Genomic DNA, 15,219 nt, shown 5'->3' with positions numbered 1-15,219 from the left:
CTTTACGGCGGCACGGGGATCGCTCGCCCCCACACGGCCGGACTGGAACCTGTGCGGCAGGCAAAGACCACACCCGGCTCACCCCGCCACTGTTCGCCTGCAGGCCGCCCATGCGGGGTGATGGGCAGCAGTATGGCACGGGTGCAGGGGGCGGGGATTAGCGGGAGCGGATTTGTCGATGCCCGAAAGGGGAAGAGGCGCAGCCGGGGGACTGCGCCTCGGGGAGGCCGGCTCTATTCTGGAACTGGCCGGGCAGGAACTTCTGTTCACTGCCGGGGAGCCCGGCGGCACCATTGGGGAATGTGCCGCCCGGAAAGGGAAAGCTAGAAGGGCAGGATGGCGTCCATCACCTGCTGGCCGTAACGCGGCTGCTGCACATCGGTGATCTGGCCGCGGCCACCGTAAGCGATGCGGGCTTCGGCGATCTTGGAGGATGGAATGGTGTTGTTGGCCTGAATGTCGGAGGGACGAACAATGCCGGCCACCACCAGATCGCGCACTTCGAAGTTCACCCGGACTTCCTGATGGCCTTCGATGACCAGATTGCCATTGGGCAGGACCTGGGTCACCACGGCGGCCACCGAGGTCTGCAGGCTTTCCGAACGGTTGACCGAACCCTTGCCGGTATTGGTCATGCCGGAGTTGAAGTTGACCGCGTCATTGGTGTCGATTTCGCCGAGCGAGGCGGTGGACACGGCGGCGCCGAGAATGCCGCCCATGCCCGCGGTATTGCTGGAGCCGCGGCTGGACTGGGTGTTGTTGGCGATCTTGGCGCTGTCATTGACGGTGACCACGACGGTCAGAATGTCGCCAATGCGGTGGGCGCGCTCGTCCTTGAAGAAGCCCTTGGCCGAGGTGCGGTAGAGCGAATTGGCCTGGTAGGTATCGGCAATGGCCTGCGGCATCGGCATGTTGACGGGCTGATAGCCGGCCATGGTGGTGGGGTCGACGATGGGGCTCAGGGCCGGCGCGCTGCCAACATTGGCCAGGCGATCCATGGTGTTGCAGCCAGCCAGACCGATGGTCAGCGTCAGGAGGGTTGCGAGCTTGAGAATGTTCATTTTGGTCGTCTCCTGAAGGCGATTAAAGGCGGGCCAGAGCGAGCGGTTCAGCGCTCACTTCAACGGCGCCGGCGGCGATGGCGGTGGCACTGATGACGCGCCGGGACATCAGGTTGAGCACCTGCAGTGGCGCGCCGAGGGTGGCGCCGGTGACGGCCTGACCCTTGACGGTGAGGGTCATCGGGCCGCGGCGGAAGTAGATGGTGACGGAGTCATTCTTGGCGACCGTCAGCGGGGCGGTGACATCGGCGGGCTTCAGCATCATGCCTTCGCGGCTCTGGCGGGTGAGCGCCTGACCGACAATGTCCTGCAGTCGGGGAATGCCGGTGTTTTCGACGTAGCGCAGCGGCACGGACCGCATCACGATATTGCTGGCGTCCAGAACGGTGCCGGCGGGGAGACTGCTGACCAGATGAGGGGCTTCAATCATCAGCTCGATCGAACCGGACAGATCAAGCGGCTGATCCAGGCCGGCAATGGCAAAGCGGGCGGTAAAGGCGCCCGTGCCGGGGAGATAGCGCAGGCTGGTGACGCTGGCGGGCTGGTCGACGGCTTCGGCGTTGATGGCGTTGAAGGCGGTGGAGAACACGGTGTTGGCGCTCATGCCGTCAGACAGAATGCCGCGCTGCTGCAAATTGGCGGTGATCAGGCCGGTCAGCAGGTGCTGATCGACAATCGTGGCGGCACGGCTGACGCGGATCCGGTCCAGCCCGCCGGTCTCGAAGGATTCAATGCCGATGCGGGCGGCTGCGGCCCTGATGGCGGCGAGGTCGACATTGCCGGTGGTGCCGGGCCTGGGGGCCAGGAACAGACCATGTTCGGCGGCAAGCCCGGCCCCTTCAAACAGATCGCCGGCGGTGACGATGGCGGCGGTGACGGTGACGTCGCCCTTGAGCATGGGGGCGGCCAGGGCGCTGGCGCTGAGCAGGAGGATGGTGATGGCGGTGATGGCGGAACGGACGATCATCTGGACTACTCCTCTAGCGCAGCTGGCTGGTGGATTTCATCATCTCGTCAGCGCCCGAGATAACGCGGGCGTTCATCTCGTAGGCACGCTGGGCGGCGATGAGGTCGGCGATCTCGGTGACCGAGTTGACGTTGGACATTTCCAGATAGCCCTGGAGCAGGTTGCCGGTGCCCTCGGCGTTGGGCACGCTGATCTGGGCGGGGCCGCTGGCCGGGGTGTCGATGAACAGATTGTCGCCCAGCGATGACAGGCCCGCCTTGTTGACGAAGCGGGCGAGCTGGAGCTGGCCGATCTGGGTGGGGGTGCTGTCGCCACCGACAAAGGCGGAGACCAGACCATCCTGGGAGATGGCAACCGAGGTGGCGTCGCCGGGAATGGCGATGCCGGGTTCGATGGGGTAGCCGTTGGAGGTGACCAGTTCGCCATCGGGCGAGCGCTCAAACGAGCCATCGCGGGTATAGGCGGTGCGGCCATCGGGCATCTGGACGGCGAAGAAGCCCTCGCCGCGAACGGCGACGTCGAGTTCGCCCTCGGTCATGTTGACGGTGCCCTGGCTCATGATGCGCGGGGTCGCGACGGTGCGGACACCGGAACCGATTTCAACGCCGGCCGGGATCACCGAGCCCTGCGCCGAGCTCTGCGAACCGGCGCGGGTAATCTGCTGATACAGCAGATCCTCGAACTCGGCGCGGGCGCGCTTGTAGCCGGTGGTCCGCATGTTGGCGATGTTGTTGGAGATGACTTCGACATTGCGTTCCTGGGCGCTCATGCCGGTCGATGCGATATAGAGAGCTTTCATGGCCGGTCCTCAGGGTTAAGCGTTGGCGTCGCCGAGACGCTGGATGGCGGAACGACGCAAATCGTCCTGCCTGCTCGCCAGCGAGGCGGCGCTTTCATAGGCGCGCTGCACGCGGATCATCTCGGCCATCGCGGTCACGCCGGAGACATTGGATTTTTCGATGAAGCCCTGCATGACGCGGGTATCGGTGGCCGTGGTCGGCGTGCCGCCGGCATAAAGATTGCTGCCCTCGCGGGTGAGGGCCTGCGGATTGTCAAACTCGACCAGGCGCAGCGTGCCCTTGGGACCGGCGCTGGAGCTGACGGTGCCGTCCTTGCCGATCAGGATGCCGGTTTCCTCGGGCCCGAAGGTGATGGGGCCGCGCTGGCCCAGGACCGGGTTGCCACTGGTATCAACCAGGGTGCCGCCGGCGTTCAGCTGAAAGGCGCCCGATTTGCTCCAGCGCTCGCCGGCGGGGGTCTGGATGGCGAAAAAGCCGTCACCATTGAGCGCCACATCCAGTTCGCTGCCGGTCTGCACCATGGCGCCGCCGCTCAGATCATGGACGGTCGCCCAGTCCTGCACATAGGAGAGGGGCTGGTCGCCGCCCTGGAAATCGCGGTCGCGGGCGACCGGCATGATGAATTCTTCAAACAGCAGGTCCTCGGCCTTGAAACCGGTGGTGTTGATATTGGCCATGTTGTTGGCCACCACATCCATCTGACGCTGCAGCGCGATTTGCCGGCTCAGGCCTATCAGTTGCGCATTTTCGATCATTGCTGATCCCCGGTGTTAACTTCCCCGAAACCGCCAACTTCCCCAAGCCGATGGTCTCGCCGGTAACATTGCAGAAACCATGCCAGTTTGAAAAATTTAATAAAATCAGATGGATAAGCTTATCGATGCGGATGGGCTGCCGGATCAGGCTTGCTATGCCCGGCAAAACTTACCCGGCAATATCTGCCGCATAAGGGGATTTTGTAACCTTTCGTTAACCATGGGGCGCTTAGCTGGTCACATTGCCGGAATCGTCCGGGAAGGCTTGAGTTCTGGCAAGGTATCCAATGGCCGCTGATACGGAAATCGACGACGAAGCGCCCGTCAAGAAGGGGATCCCCAAGCTCTTCATCATTATCGGTGCCGTGGCTGTGGTGGTTCTGCTGGCCGGCGCCGGCACGTTCTACATGTTGTCGTCGGGAACGGCCGAGGCCGAGCATGGCGCTGAGGCCGCTGGCGCCGATGGCGGCGTCATCGAAGTGGCAAACACCTTCATCTTCAACCTGCCGCCCATGGTCATCAACCTCAACAATGAGGCCGATGGCGAGGCCTTCATGAAGCTGACGGTGGCGCTCGAAGTCACCAATGAAGCCATGATGCTGGAGATCCAGCCGCGCATGGCCAAGGTGATCGACGCGTTCCAGGTCTATCTGCGTGAATTGCGCAAATCCGACCTGGAAGGTTCGGCCGGGGTGTATCGTCTCAAGGAAGAGCTGCTGCGGCGCGTGAACGTGGCGATCTACCCCTCGCGGGTGGAGTCGGTGCTGTTCAAGGAAATTCTGGTACAGTAATGGCAGAGCCCAGCGACCAGGACAAACTCAGCGACGATTGGGATCTGGACGGCACCGTGGTGCCGGTCGACGCCGCTGTCGAGCAGACCGAAGAGGAAAAGGCCGCCGAAGCCACTGCCGAATGGGCAGCGATGCTGGAAGGCGATACCGGGGACGGCGAGGGTGCGCCCGACCGCGTTCTCAACCAGGACGAAATCGACAGCCTGCTGGGCTTTGACGCCAGCATCGGCAGCAATGTCGAACTGACCGGCGTGCAGGCGCTGATCAACTCGGCGCTGGTGAGCTATGAACGCCTGCCGATGCTCGAAATCGTGTTTGACCGCCTGGTGCGGCTCACGACGACGAGCCTGCGCAATTTCACCTCCGACAATGTGGAAGTGACGCTGGATTCGATCTCGTCGGTGCGGTTCGGCGATTATCTGAACTCGATCCCGCTGCCGGCCATCCTGTCGGTGATCCGCGCCGAGGAATGGGAGAATTATGGCCTGCTCACCGTCGATTCCAGCCTGATCTATTCGATGATCGACGTGCTGCTCGGCGGCCGCCGGATCGGTGGCAATATCCGCATCGAGGGGCGGCCCTATACGACCATCGAGCTGGCGCTGGCGCGGCGGATGATCGAGGTGATCCTGGAAGATACCCATCGTGCGTTCGAGCCGGTGACGCAGGTCAATTTCAAGCTCGAGCGCATGGAAACCAATCCACGCTTTGCCGCGATCTCGCGGCCGGGCAATGCGGCCATCCTGATCGAGCTGCGCATCGAAATGGATGATCGCGGCGGCAAGATCGAAATCCTGCTGCCCTATGCGACCATCGAGCCGATCCGCGAACAGCTGCTGCAGATGTTTATGGGCGAGAAATTCGGCCGCGATGCGACCTGGGAAAGCCATCTGGCGACCGAGATCTATTCGGCTGATGTCCTGTTAGAGGCCGTGCTGCATGAACAGGACGTGCCATTGTCGCGGATGATGGCGATGCAGGCCGGCGATACGCTGATGTTTGAGCGGACGCCGACCGACCCGGTGCGCCTGCGCTGCGGCGGCGTCGAACTGACCGAGGCCGTGATGGGCCATATCGGCAATCTGGTATCGGTGCGGGTGACCCGCCCGCTCAATCCGCCCAAGGTGACCATGGAAGCCTTTGAAGCGATCGACGAAGAAACGGAAGGACGATGATGTTCGGCTTGCCCCTAGGACTGTTCGTGGAAAGTGCGGTCGCCATCCTGCTGGCGCTGACAATCGGCTATTGCATCGTTCTCAACCATCGCTTGAAGATGCTGCATGCCGACAAGGATGTGATGCGGCAAATGGTGGCCGATCTGGTGGGGGCCACCAATCTGGCCAATCAGGCGATCAAGGAACTCAAGCAGACCGCGGTTGAAGCGGATCTGTCGCTGAATTCGCGGCTGGAAGAGGCCGAGCGGTTCGGCATTGAACTGGCCAATCACGTCAATGCCGGCTCGGTGCTGATGGAACGCATTGCCCGGATCACCAGCGTGGCCCGGCACAGCCAGGCCATCGAGCCGGTGGAACAGCCCAACAAGGTGAAATCGGCGCTCGAGCAGTTGCAGACCCGGGTCCGTACGCGTGGAGCAGCCGCGTGAAAAATATCCGCCTGCTGCCGGTCGTCATCATGGCCGTTGCCGCGCTGCTGCTGCTCAAGACGCTGGGTCTGGTCGGCAATGGCAGCTATGTGCTGACCGGCGTGAGCCGGGCTGAGGCGGCGGGCGGGAGCAGCGCCGGGAGTAGCGCCGGGGGCAGCACGAGCAATGTCATGGCGGATGACACGCCGACCCTGCCGGGCGAACCGACCATGGAGGACAGCACGCCCACGCTGGCCGATCCGTCGCCGACGATGAAGCCGCAGAGCGAAGCGGCAGGCCATGCAGCGCCCGCTGCCGATGCGCATGCCGGCGCGGCGGAAGAACCTGCTGCCGATGCGCATGCCGACCCTGCAGCAGTGGCCGAGGCCGAAAACGGCGCGACGACGGCCAGCGGCACATATTGCGTGGAATCGGACGCGGCCATCACGGCTGATGGCGCCGTCATCATCAATCCAGCCTCGGCGGGGGCACCCGAGCAGCCCAGCGATTCCGAGCCGGAGGTGCGGCCGCGCCGTGGCGACCCGATGCCGATCTTTGCCGAGTCGATGGTGGACTGCCTGCCATCGGGTGACGCGGTACCCCTGCTGATCGACGGCATTGGCGGCTCGGTGCCGCTGCTGTCCACCGACAGCACCACCGACACCGAACAGGCGCTGCTGCAGCGCCTGGCGGCGCGGCGCGACGAGTTGCAGAAATACGAGGACGATCTGGCGCTGCGCGCATCGATCGTTGATGCGGCCGAGCGGCGCATTGAGGAGCGGGCCGCGACGCTGTCGGCGCTGGAGGCACAGATCTCGACTTTGGTGGATCAGCGCCAGGAAATGGAAACCGGGCAGTTCGCCGGGATCGTGGCGATGTATGAGACGATGAAAGCCAAGGATGCGGCCGGCATCTTCAACAATCTGGACATGAATGTGCTGTTGCGCGTGGCCAAAACCATGAGCCCGCGCAAGATGGCGCCGATCCTGGCAGAGATGGATACCGCCCGCGCGCAAGAGCTGACCGTCAAGATGGCAGCCCTGGCGGATCGCCCGGCAACGGAGATGACGCCGGACGATCTGGCCGCCCTGCCGCAGATCGTGGGTCAGTAAGGGTTTCCCGATTGAAGTAAGGCGCCGTTAAGCCGATGCCGCTAGGGTGCAGGTTCACGAGTGTAGTGTAACCCAGCACGTGTTGCCGGCCCAGAATTCGGTCGCTGAATACGTGCCTTGCGTCGGGCGGGCAGAAGCCGGTGAAGACTGCTATCCATGCAGGCATGCTGTGGGCCAGAAACGCCCTGGCGCTTTTGCTGGCCTTGGCCATGCTGGGCCTGGTCGTGCCGGCCTCCGCCGTTGAACAGGGCCAGTTGCTGGGCACCCAGGAAGACGGCTATGGCCGGCTGATCCTGAGCTTTCCCGGCCGTGACGGGTTGCCGGAATACACGATGCGGATCGAGAACGGCGTATTGTCGCTGGAGTTCGACGAGCAGATTGACGTCATCCTGCCCGATGTCGGCACCACCATGCCGGATTACCTGTCGGTGGCGCGGATTGATCCGGACAAGCGCGGCCTGCGCATGGGGCTGCGCTCCGCCTTCAGCTTCAACCGCATCGAAGCCGGCGAAATGCTCTATATCGATCTGTTGCCAAGTTCCTGGCAGGGGCAGCCGCCGGCCCTGCCGCAAGATGTGATTGATGCACTGGCCGAGCGGGCGCGCGTGGCCGCGATCCGGGCCGAGCAGCAGCGCAAGGCGGCGGGCGTGGCGGAATTCGATCCGCAGGCCAGCGTGCGCATCGGGCGCAATCCAACCTTCCTGCGCGTGCAATTTGACTGGTCAGTGCCCACGACGGGGCAGTTTGTCCAGGACGGCGATCTGGGGATGATCCAGTTTGAGTGGCCGGTCGGGATCGATCTGCGCGACCTGGCGATCGATCTGCCGCCCGAGGTGATGTCGGTGGAAACGGCGGTTGATGCGGATGGATCGACCGTGACGCTGCAACTGGCTGAAGGCATCCAGCCGCGGTTCTACGAAACCTCGCCGCGACAGTATATTCTCGACATCAACATTGCCGGCGACGGGCTGCCGAGCTTTGACGCGGCCACGCTGGTTGAGGAGGCGGCGGCGCGCGCGCCTGCCGATGAGCGGGATGGTTCGAGCGAGCCACTGGTCGACATGCTGTACCCGCAATCGGCAGCCAAGACGGTGACGCCGTTTGTCAACGTGATCGGCTCCACCCTGCGGGTGGTGTTTCCGTTTGAGCAGGAAACGCCAGCAGCGGTGTTCCGCCGCGGCAATACGGTGTGGATGCTGTTCGATACCGTGTCGGGCATTGCGCCACCGAACCAATCGGCACAGCTGGATGCGCTGGCCAGCCAGTTTGCCGTGGTGGCATCGGGCGACACCCAGGTTGTCCGGGTCGAGTTGTCGGAGGACCGCCTGGCGACGCTGGGCTCGGAGGGCATGGCCTGGGTATTGTCGCTGGGCGACATCATGCTGACCCCGACCGCGCCGATCGAACTCAGCCGGCGCCGCGATGTTACCGGCGATTTCGAGATCGTTGCGGATCTGGCACGGCCCGCCCGGGTGCACGACTTCCGCGACCCCAATGTGGGCGATGTGCTCAAGGTGGTCACCTCCTATCCTCCGGCGCGGGGGCTGACCCGCTCGCTCGACTATGTCGATTTTTCGGCCCTGCGCAGCGTGCACGGGCTGGTGGTGCGGCCCGAGACTGCGGACCTCAACATCGTCATCGAAAACGATCTGGCGGTGCTGAGCGTGCAGGGCGGCCTGACGGTGTCGACCATGGATGGTCCGCGTTCCACCGGCAAAGGCGTTGCCCAGGCGATGCGGGGCGGCTTCATCGATCTGGTGCGGCTGGAGCAGCCTGATTTCGGGCTGTTCGCCGAGCAGAAGCAAAGCCTGCTGTCGGCCGCCGCCAATGCCGAAGGAGAGGCGCGCGACCAGGCAAGACTGGACCTGGCCCAGTATTTTGTCGCCAACCGCTTTGCCCATGAGGCAATCGGGGTGCTCAATGTGCTGGAAAAGGACCTCAAATCCGGCGATCTGACGCGCAAGATGCGGCTCACCCTGGCGGCTGCCGATACCATGGCCAGCCGACCGGCCGAAGCCCTGGCGATTTTGAACACCGCGTCGATGGGGCAGGAAATCGATGCGCTGGTCTGGCGCACCATTGCGCGCACCGAGACCTATGACTTCAAGGGCGCCAAGCGCGACGCGCTCGAGGCGCAGTCGGTGATTGCCACTTACCCGGCCTGGCTGCGCAACAGGTTCCATTTTGCGGCCATCCGCTCGGCGATCGAGGAGGGTGACGTCAACATGGCCGAGCACATGCTGGCCGATATCGATTTTGCCAGCCTCGACCCCGATGACAGCAGCCTGTTCCACCTGTTGTCGGGGCGGATCGACGAGATCACCGGCCGGACCAATGAAGCCATCGACACCTATGGCCAAGTGATTGCCGCCGATGTCCGGCCGACCCGGGCCGAGGCCATCTACCGCACGCTGCGGCTGCTCGATGACGCCGGCAAGCTCAATCTGGCCAAGGCGACGGCAACCCTGTCGGCGGAATCACTGCTTTGGCGCGGCAATCCGCTGGAGGCGGACATGCAGAAGCTGCTGGCTGAACTGTATTTCCGTCATGGCGACTACCGGCTGGGCTTTGAGACGGTCAAGCAGGCGGTGGCGCACTATCCCGAGAGCCCGCCGATCACCGGGCTGCGCGACGAGGCGCAGGCGATGTTCAGCGAATTGTTCCTCAACGGGGTGGCGGATTCGCTGGCGCCGGTGGATGCGCTGGGATTGTATTATGATTTCCGCCAGCTCACGCCGCCGGGGGCGCGTGGCGATGAGATGATCCGCAACCTGGCGCGCCGGCTGGTGCGGGTGGATTTGTTGCCGCAGGCCGCCGAATTGCTGGAATACCAGTTGAACAACCGGCTGCGCGGCATCGCCAAGACGCAGATCGCGGCCGATCTGGCGGTGATCTATCTGGCCGATCGCAAGCCGCAGGATGCGCTGCGGGTGCTCAATGCGACACGGGTGACCGATATGCCGGACTCGCTGGCGCGCCAGCGCCGGGTGCTGGAAGCGCGGGCGATGATCGATGGCGGGCGCGATCAGCTGGGCCTTGATCTGGTGCGCGATCTGGACGGGCGCGATGTCACGCTGCTGCGCATTGACGCGCATTGGAAGGCGCGCCGCTACACCGAGGCGAGCGAAATGATCGAGGCGATGTACTCGGACCCGGCCACCAAGGCGGCCCTGACGCAGCCGGCCCGGCTCGGGGTGATCCGCGCTGCCGTGGGCTTTGTGCTGGCCAATGACCATCTGGGCCTGTCGCGGCTGCGCTCGAAGTTCGGCGAAGCCATGGTGACCTCGCCGGAATGGCCGATGTTTGATCTGGTGACCAGCAATATCGAGGTCACCAGCCTCGAGTTCAAAGCCGTGGCCAACCAGGTGTCAGGGGTCGACGGCATCAACTCGTTCCTGGCGTCGTATCGCGAAACCTATGGCGCCGACGGGGCACTGGCGCCGCTGCTGGCCTCTGACGCCAGTTCAGACGCCGACCGGAACGTGTGAGGCGGACCGTATTGCCGTTGGCGGCAATCAGCCGGCGTTGAAACTGCGCACCAGCGAACCCGCGACCAGATACCAGCCATCGACCAGCACGAAAAAGATCAGCTTGAACGGCAGGGAAATCACCACTGGCGGCAGCATCATCATGCCCATGCTCATCAGCACGGAGGCCACCACCATGTCGATGACGACAAAGGGCAGGAACAGCAGAAAGCCGATTTCAAAGGCGCGGCGCAGCTCGGAAATCATGAAGGCCGGGATCAGCAACTGCAGCGGAATGGCCTCGGGCTCGGCGGGCACCTCGGCCTCGGTCAGATCAAAAAACAGCGCCAGATCCTGCTCGCGCACATTGGCGCGCATGAAGGCGTGCAGGGGGACGCTGCCCTGTTCGAAGGCCTGGCTGATCTCGATATCGCCGGCCAGCAATGGCGCGATGCCCTCGTCATAGGTGGCCTGCAGGGTGGGCTGCATGACGAACAGGGTGAGAAACAGCGCCAGCGACACCATCACCGAATTGGGCGGGGCGGTCTGCAGGCCAATGGCGGTGCGCAGCAGGGAGAGCACCACGACGATGCGGGTGAAGCTGGTCACCATCACCAGGATGGAGGGCGCCAGCGACAACAGGGTGATCAGCCCGATGATCTGGACGGCGCGTTCGGTAATGGTGGTGTCGTCACCAAAATCGATGGAAACGTCCTGCCCGAAGGCCAGGGACGGCGTCAGCGCCACAAGGAGCAGCGCGGCCAGCCCGGCGTAGCGGGCCAGATGGCGCCGTGGCGATGTCACGCCGTCAGTTCCGGTTCGTCTCGCTGGTGCCGTCGGCAAGGTCACTGCCCTCGATGTCTCGCTGTGCGCTGTCCTGTGTAGCTGAGTCGGGGGCAGCCGGAGCGGCGGGCGTGGCGTTTTCGGGGGAAACCGGCAATTCAGTGTCGCTGGTCGGCCGCAACAGGCCGGTGTGGCGCAGCGACAGATGCGCCCGCTTGTGGGTGGCGCGGCCCTGCTTCTGCAGCTCAGCCAGCACCGTGCCCGGCGCGCCGACGGGCTCGGTGGCGACGGGGGTGGGCGCCGCAGCCGGGGCAGGGGACGGAGTATGGGGCGGCACCGAGGCCGGGGCCATCTTGCGGGCGGCAATGGTGGGAATCGGGCGGCGCGTGGGCGGCGTGGCGGCCGGTTCGCTTACGGCGATCCCGGTTTCGACCACCACATCCTGGGGGCCGCCGGTGAGAATGAGATGCTCGACATTGTCGCGGCGGATAATCAGCAATTGGCGCTTGGGATCAAGGGCAAGGGATTCAATGACCGCCAGACGCCGATTGCGGCCACGGGTGGCCTTGCTCGAGACATTGAACAGCAACTTGAGCAGCCAGACGCCGAGCACGATCAACACCAGAACGATGCCCAGAGCGAACAGGGCGGTCAGTGTGGAATTTCCAGATCCGCCAATCAGGCTGGTGATGAACTGCATAGTGACTCCCAAAAAACTGCTATCCCGAATCCGAGCGGCATAACTTGCCTAGTTAGTGGCGAAAATGTGCAGAATGCGAGACTGCGCACCGCCAAAACACCATCGGTTAACACTTGATTAACCACAAACCGGCAAGAATTGCCCATCGCATAGCTGGACTCGCGGGGGAACGCGCCGATGGGCCTGATGAACATGCCGGTGTTTACGGCACTGACCGACAAGATGCGCTGGCACCAGGCGCGTCAAGGACTGCTGGCCGAAAATGTCGCCAATGCGGAGACGCCCGGTTTTCGCGGGCGCGATCTCAAGCAGTTCGACTTTGCCGAGGTCAATGGCGCCTTCTCGTCGACCGCGGTGACCACGACGGCGACGCAGCCGATGCACTTTTCGGTGGGCGGGCAGGGCGGCAGTGCCTTTGGCGCCCAGCAGATGGCCAATTTCGAGATCACGCCGGAAGGCAATGGGGTGTCGCTGGAAGACGAGATGATGAAGGTGACCACCAATATGATGGACTACCAGGCCGCCACGGGCCTGTACCAGAAGTCGATCAAGGTGCTGCGCACCGCGCTCGGCCGGTCATAGGAAAGTAAGCGGTTATGGATTTCAATTCTTCGCTGCGCATTGCCGCCACCGGGCTGCACGCCCAGACCGCCCGGATGCGGGTGATCGCGGAAAACCTAGCCAATGCCGACTCGGCGGGCAAGGCGCCGGGTGACGAGCCCTATCGCCGGCGCATTCCGACCTTTGAGACCAGTTTCGATCCCGATGTCGGCGGCAAGATCGTGGAAGTGGGCAAGCTGGCCTATGACATGAGCGACTTTACCAGCCGCTACGAGCCAGGCCATCCGGCGGCCGACGGGACGGGGTATGTGCAATATCCCAACGTCAACACGCTGGTCGAAACGATGGATATGCGCGAGGCCCAGCGCACTTATGAGGCCAATCTGAATGTTGTCACCGTAACGCGACAGATGCTCGGGCGCACGCTCGACATCCTGCGCGGCTGATCGGGCGGGAAAGTATCATGGCCATCAACACCACCTTCAATGCCGCCGCCGCTGCCTATGGCAATGCCAGCCGGCTGATCAATCAGGCGGCCAAGCCGGCAACCGATCTGACGGCGCTGGCGCCAAGCGGCGGGCAGAATTTTGCCGAGATACTGGCCAGCCAGGTGCAGGGCGTGGTCGACACCGGCAAGACCAGCGACAAGATGGCCATGGATATGGTCAATGGCAAAGCCAATGTGGTCGATATGGTCACCGCGCTGAGCGAGACCGAAATCGCCATTGAAAGCATGGTGACCATCAGAGACCGGGTGATATCGGCCTATGAAGAGATCATGCGGATGCCAATCTAGGGCTCAATCAAAGAGATAAGCGCGAAGCCCGAATCATTTGGATGGATTTCGCTCTAAGGAGGCAGGGGGAAGCGCCGTGACCGGAGCCGAAGCTCTCGACATCGCCCGCGATGGCATCTGGACGCTGATCAAGGTGGCGAGCCCGCTGATGCTGGTGGGGCTGGTCGTCGGCGTCGTCATCGCCCTGTTCCAGGCGCTGACCCAGATCCAGGAAATGACGCTGGTGTTCGTGCCGAAGATCCTGGCGATCTTCCTCGCCATGCTGATCGCCCTGCCGTTCATGGCGCAATCGCTGGAAAGCTACATGGCGCGGATCGCGGCGCAGATCGTGGCCGGTTAGGGCCCGGAGCATGACGCTCGATATCCTGCCGGAGACCGCTTACCTCTTCATGCTGATCTTCGCGCGCCTCGGCACCATGATCATGGTGCTGCCGGCGCTCGGCGAGCGCAGCGTGCCGGCGCGCGTCCGGCTCGCATTCGCGCTCGCCCTGACCGTCGTCCTGCACCCGGTTCTGGCGCCCGCCTTCGCGGATCTGCCGCAAGGGCTTTACGCCCTGCTGCGGCCGCTGATCGTCGAGGTCGCGACCGGGCTGTTCGTCGGCTTGTCGGTGCGCCTGGTGATGAGCGCGCTCTATGTCGCCGGCACCGCCATCGCCATGCAGACCGGCCTCGGATTCGCCCAGAATGTCGATCCGACCCAGGGGGTGCAGGCGGCCCTGTTCGCGAGCTTCCTCTCGGTGCTCGCGGTGACCATGATCCTGGTCACCGATCTGCACCACATGCTGATCGCCGCGATCGTCGACTCTTATGAGCTGTTCAGGCCGGGGGCGCTGGTGCCGGTCGGCGACTTCGCGGAGATGGCGGTCAGGACCGTCGCCGGGTCGTTCAAGGTGGCGGTGCAGATGTCGGCGCCGTTCCTGGTCTTCGGGCTGATCTTCTATCTCGGTCTCGGCGTGCTGTCGCGGCTGATGCCGCAGGTGCAGATCTTCTTCGTCGCCATGCCGGTCAACATCCTTGTCGGCTTCATCCTGTTCATGATGCTGCTCGGGGTGATGATCAACTGGTTCCTGCGGCATTTCGAGGCGGTCGTCGCCCAATTTCTGGCTTGATGTCTCATGGCCGACGATACCGACGACGCCGAAAAAACAGAAGAGCCCAGTCAAAAGAAGCTCGACGACGCGCACAAGAAGGGCGACGTCGCCAAGAGCCAGGAGGTCAATAGCTGGTTCGTGCTGCTCGGCACCACCCTGGTGCTGATGGTCTTTTCCGGCTCGACGGCCGGCTCGCTGGCCGGCTCGATGCGCGGCTTCCTGGCCGAGGCGCACGCCATTTCCCTCGATGCCAGCCATATGGGCGTGCTGCTCACCGGCATCGGAATTGCCGTCATCACCGCGCTCGGCCTGCCGTTCCTGGTGCTGTGGATCGCGGCGGTGGCCGGCAATCTGGTGCAGCACCGGCCGCTGCTTTCGGGCGAGCCGATCAAGCCGAAACTGTCGAAAATTTCGCCGGTCGCCGGCTTCAAGCGGCTGTTCTCGCCGACCAGCCTGGTCAATTTCGCCAAGGGCCTGGCCAAGCTCGCCATCGTCGGGGCGATGATGCTGGCGATCATGTGGCCCGAGCGCCACCGGCTCGGGCTACTGGTATCGAGCGACCCGGTGCTGGTGCTGGCGACCGTCAGGGCGTTGGCGTTGAAGATGCTCGTCGGCGTGCTGATGGTGATGGCGGTGGTGGCGGTGCTCGACTATGCCTATCAGCGCCACACCTGGAACAAGAAGCAGCGGATGACGCTGAAGGAGCTGCGCGACGAGTACAAGCAGATGGAGGGCGATCCGGCCGTGCGCGCC

17 protein-coding genes are annotated in these 15,219 nt (G+C 63.8%); 11 read left to right on the top strand and 6 right to left on the bottom strand.

Annotation, left to right across the window (positions count from 1 at the left end; all coding sequences use genetic code 11):
- Positions 1–323: 323 nt before the first annotated feature.
- The 4 genes from flgH to flgF are packed head-to-tail and all read right to left on the bottom strand — an operon-like array spanning position 324 to position 3,580.
- Positions 324–1,061, bottom strand: coding sequence for a flagellar basal body L-ring protein FlgH (flgH, locus tag Q8O80_RS13805; protein WP_305580184.1), 738 nt, complete (start codon positions 1,059–1,061; stop codon positions 324–326).
- Between the two features lie 22 nt (positions 1,062–1,083).
- On the bottom strand, positions 1,084–2,028 hold the full coding sequence (flgA, locus tag Q8O80_RS13800) for a flagellar basal body P-ring formation chaperone FlgA (RefSeq protein WP_305580182.1): 945 nt from the start codon (positions 2,026–2,028) through the stop codon (positions 1,084–1,086).
- A 13-nt stretch (positions 2,029–2,041) separates the two neighbouring features.
- The gene (gene flgG, locus Q8O80_RS13795) at positions 2,042–2,827 is read right to left on the bottom strand and encodes a flagellar basal-body rod protein FlgG (RefSeq protein WP_305580180.1); all 786 of its coding nucleotides are present in this window, start codon (positions 2,825–2,827) and stop codon (positions 2,042–2,044) included.
- A gap of 15 nt (positions 2,828–2,842) precedes the next feature.
- Positions 2,843–3,580, bottom strand: a complete 738-nt coding sequence (flgF, locus tag Q8O80_RS13790) for a flagellar basal-body rod protein FlgF (RefSeq protein WP_305580188.1) — start codon at positions 3,578–3,580, stop codon at positions 2,843–2,845.
- Positions 3,581–3,870: 290 nt separating this feature from the next.
- On the opposite strand from flgF, the gene Q8O80_RS13785 reads away from it, so the two are divergent.
- From Q8O80_RS13785 to Q8O80_RS13765, 5 genes are all read left to right on the top strand, one after another.
- Positions 3,871–4,374, top strand: a complete 504-nt coding sequence (locus tag Q8O80_RS13785; RefSeq protein ID WP_305580178.1) for a flagellar basal body-associated FliL family protein — start codon at positions 3,871–3,873, stop codon at positions 4,372–4,374.
- Positions 4,374–5,549, top strand: a complete 1,176-nt coding sequence (fliM, locus tag Q8O80_RS13780; protein WP_305580176.1) for a flagellar motor switch protein FliM — start codon at positions 4,374–4,376, stop codon at positions 5,547–5,549. The genes Q8O80_RS13785 and fliM overlap by 1 nt, the downstream gene beginning before the upstream one ends.
- Positions 5,549–5,977 (top strand): DUF6468 domain-containing protein, encoded by a 429-nt coding sequence (locus tag Q8O80_RS13775; RefSeq protein WP_305580174.1) that lies wholly within the window; start codon positions 5,549–5,551, stop codon positions 5,975–5,977. Before fliM ends, Q8O80_RS13775 begins: the two co-directional genes overlap by 1 nt.
- Positions 5,974–7,068, top strand: coding sequence for a MotE family protein (locus Q8O80_RS13770; protein WP_305580172.1), 1,095 nt, complete (start codon positions 5,974–5,976; stop codon positions 7,066–7,068). The genes Q8O80_RS13775 and Q8O80_RS13770 overlap by 4 nt, the downstream gene beginning before the upstream one ends.
- Before the next feature lie 140 nt (positions 7,069–7,208).
- Complete coding sequence (locus Q8O80_RS13765; RefSeq protein WP_305580170.1) at positions 7,209–10,556, top strand: tetratricopeptide repeat protein; 3,348 nt, start codon at positions 7,209–7,211, stop codon at positions 10,554–10,556.
- 27 nt (positions 10,557–10,583) lie between these two features.
- On the opposite strand, the gene fliP is transcribed toward Q8O80_RS13765, so the two are convergent.
- Positions 10,584–11,339, bottom strand: coding sequence for a flagellar type III secretion system pore protein FliP (fliP, locus tag Q8O80_RS13760; protein ID WP_371136209.1), 756 nt, complete (start codon positions 11,337–11,339; stop codon positions 10,584–10,586).
- A gap of 4 nt (positions 11,340–11,343) precedes the next feature.
- Positions 11,344–12,018: a flagellar biosynthetic protein FliO gene (locus Q8O80_RS13755; RefSeq protein WP_305580168.1), complete on the bottom strand. Its 675-nt coding sequence runs from the start codon at positions 12,016–12,018 to the stop codon at positions 11,344–11,346.
- Between the two features lie 177 nt (positions 12,019–12,195).
- Here Q8O80_RS13755 and flgB point away from each other — a divergent pair, with 177 nt between their 5' ends.
- The 6 genes from flgB to Q8O80_RS13725 form a co-directional block, all read left to right on the top strand.
- Positions 12,196–12,600: a flagellar basal body rod protein FlgB gene (gene flgB, locus Q8O80_RS13750; protein WP_305580166.1), complete on the top strand. Its 405-nt coding sequence runs from the start codon at positions 12,196–12,198 to the stop codon at positions 12,598–12,600.
- A gap of 14 nt (positions 12,601–12,614) precedes the next feature.
- On the top strand, positions 12,615–13,025 hold the full coding sequence (gene flgC / locus Q8O80_RS13745; protein WP_305580164.1) for a flagellar basal body rod protein FlgC: 411 nt from the start codon (positions 12,615–12,617) through the stop codon (positions 13,023–13,025).
- Positions 13,026–13,042: 17 nt separating this feature from the next.
- Positions 13,043–13,375: a flagellar hook-basal body complex protein FliE gene (locus Q8O80_RS13740; RefSeq protein WP_305580162.1), complete on the top strand. Its 333-nt coding sequence runs from the start codon at positions 13,043–13,045 to the stop codon at positions 13,373–13,375.
- Positions 13,376–13,451: 76 nt separating this feature from the next.
- Positions 13,452–13,715, top strand: a complete 264-nt coding sequence (gene fliQ / locus Q8O80_RS13735; protein WP_305580160.1) for a flagellar biosynthesis protein FliQ — start codon at positions 13,452–13,454, stop codon at positions 13,713–13,715.
- A gap of 10 nt (positions 13,716–13,725) precedes the next feature.
- Positions 13,726–14,484 (top strand): flagellar biosynthetic protein FliR, encoded by a 759-nt coding sequence (gene fliR / locus Q8O80_RS13730; protein WP_305580158.1) that lies wholly within the window; start codon positions 13,726–13,728, stop codon positions 14,482–14,484.
- A gap of 6 nt (positions 14,485–14,490) precedes the next feature.
- Positions 14,491–15,219, top strand: a 729-nt coding sequence (locus Q8O80_RS13725) for a flagellar biosynthesis protein FlhB (protein ID WP_305580156.1), incomplete at its 3' end; no start/stop codon positions are given.

The organism is Devosia sp. (assembly GCF_030689745.1).
In the GTDB taxonomy this organism is placed as follows: Bacteria; Pseudomonadota; Alphaproteobacteria; order Rhizobiales; family Devosiaceae; genus Devosia; species Devosia alba.
Note: the sequence above shows the minus strand (reverse complement) of the source record. Positions and strands in the feature narration are given on the sequence as shown.